This is a genomic window from Streptomyces sp. NRRL WC-3549 (assembly GCF_000721935.1).
Taxonomy (GTDB): Bacteria; Actinomycetota; Actinomycetes; order Streptomycetales; family Streptomycetaceae; genus Streptomyces.
The window spans coordinates 63,868-65,550 of record NZ_KL585421.1; the positions used below are offsets into that span (position 1 = coordinate 63,868).

Below are 1,683 nucleotides of genomic sequence, written 5' to 3' on the forward strand. Positions count from 1 at the left end.
GGGGTGCGCGGGCCGGCCGCCGTTGGCGTACCAGGTGTACGGGTCCGGGCGGGACCCGGGTCGTGTGCCGGTCGGACGGTGCGGGGCTCAGGCGCAGAGCACGCGGGTCTCGGGGGTGTAGACGGGCCCGCCGGTGGCGTTCGCGCTGTCGCTGAACTCCGCGTAGTAGTACGAGTAGAAGCCGATGTCGCCGTTGCACCCGGAGTCCTCCGCGATCTGGAGGGTGAGGGTGACCGTCCGGGTCTGGCCGGGGGGCACGGTCGTGCCGTAGTTGCCGCCGAGGTCCGCGGGTCCGGTGCCGGAACAGGGGGTGCTGCCGGCCGCGGTGGCCAGGGAGCATCCGGTGAAGCTGTACTTCAGGTCGGGGCGCTGGGTGGTCAGCCAGGTCGGGTCGATCGTCTGGTAGACGAACCAGATGTCGTAACTCCGGTTGTTGGTCAGCGTCATCGACAGGTTCACCGTGCCGCCCGGCGTGGTGGTGGCGGTGTCGGTCGTGAAGGTCAGCTCGGCCGGCTCGGCCGCGTTCGCCGCCGGGGCCAGGCCGAACACGGCGAGGAAGAGGGCGAAGACGGAGGCGAGTCCCAGGCGTCTCATCTGTGTGCGTCGCATGGCGGGGAGGCTACGAGAGCCGCCGCGGGGACGTCTGCCGGTCGGCGGAGCGGAGACGCGGCGAGGCCGGAAGTGTTCACGGTGTGGAGGTCATGTGATGTCACCTTCACGAGGTGACAGTGGGGGCGTTTCCGCACGATGCGGGTGATCGGGGCGGCCCCCTTCGCGTACTCGCCCCGGGCGCCGGGCCCGGGCGGGCGCCGTCGAGGCAATGGCGCATACCGAACGCCCGCGCCCCCGTGCCGGCCGCGAGCCGGGTGCCGGCGGCGGTGGCCGGACCGCACCGGGGGCGGCGGTCGCGGGGCCCCGCGGGGCCGCCGAGACGCGGTCCCCGGCATCGGGCGGCGGCAGGGCGGGCCCGGGCCCGCCCGCGGCTGTGGACCGCTCGGGTGCGAAACATGATCGACTCCGCCGGTTCACGGCGATGGTCTTGCCCCGCTGTGGGGCGGGGCTTACGTTCTCTTCCTATGCACCGTGTCTACGTGCGTAGAGATCGCGTAGAGGCTCTCTGACGCCGCGTCGAAGGAGCAGCTCATGTCCGATGTCGTACGCGCCGCACTCGTCCAGGCGACCTGGACCGGCGACACCGAATCCATGATCGCCAAGCATGAGGAACACGCCCGCGAGGCCGCCCGGCGGGGTGCGGGGATCATCGGTTTCCAGGAGGTGTTCAACGCCCCCTACTTCTGCCAGGTGCAGGAGCCCGAGCACTACCGCTGGGCCGAGGCCGTACCCGACGGGCCGACCGTCCGGCGGATGCGGGAACTGGCCCGCGAGACGGGCATGGTGATCGTCGTACCGGTCTTCGAGCTCGAACAGTCCGGGTTCTACTACAACACCGCGGCGGTGATCGACGCCGACGGCTCGTACCTCGGCAAGTACCGCAAGCACCACATCCCGCAGGTCGAGGGGTTCTGGGAGAAGTACTACTTCAAGCCCGGCAACGCGGGCTGGCCGGTCTTCGACACCGCCGTCGGCAAGGTCGGGGTGTACATCTGCTACGACCGGCACTTCCCGGAGGGGTGGCGGCAACTCGGTCTCAACGGAGCCCAGTTGGTGTACAACCCGTCGGCC

General features: G+C 70.8%; 2 protein-coding genes. One reads left to right on the top strand and one right to left on the bottom strand.

The genetic code is table 11. The features are described 5' to 3' along the window. Positions 1 to 87: 87 nt before the first annotated feature. Positions 88 to 609: a hypothetical protein gene (locus IH13_RS0125625; protein ID WP_031088266.1), complete on the bottom strand. Its 522-nt coding sequence runs from the start codon at positions 607 to 609 to the stop codon at positions 88 to 90. Between the two features lie 534 nt (positions 610 to 1,143). On the opposite strand from IH13_RS0125625, the gene IH13_RS0125630 reads away from it, so the two are divergent. After that, positions 1,144 to 1,683 (top strand): nitrilase-related carbon-nitrogen hydrolase (locus tag IH13_RS0125630; RefSeq protein ID WP_031088267.1); only part of this gene is annotated, 540 nt, incomplete at its 3' end.

Coding starts and splice junctions, on each gene's coding strand:
- IH13_RS0125625 (WP_031088266.1), bottom strand. CDS start 609: ATGCGACGCACACAGATGAGACGCCTGGGACTCGCCTCCGTCTTCGCC.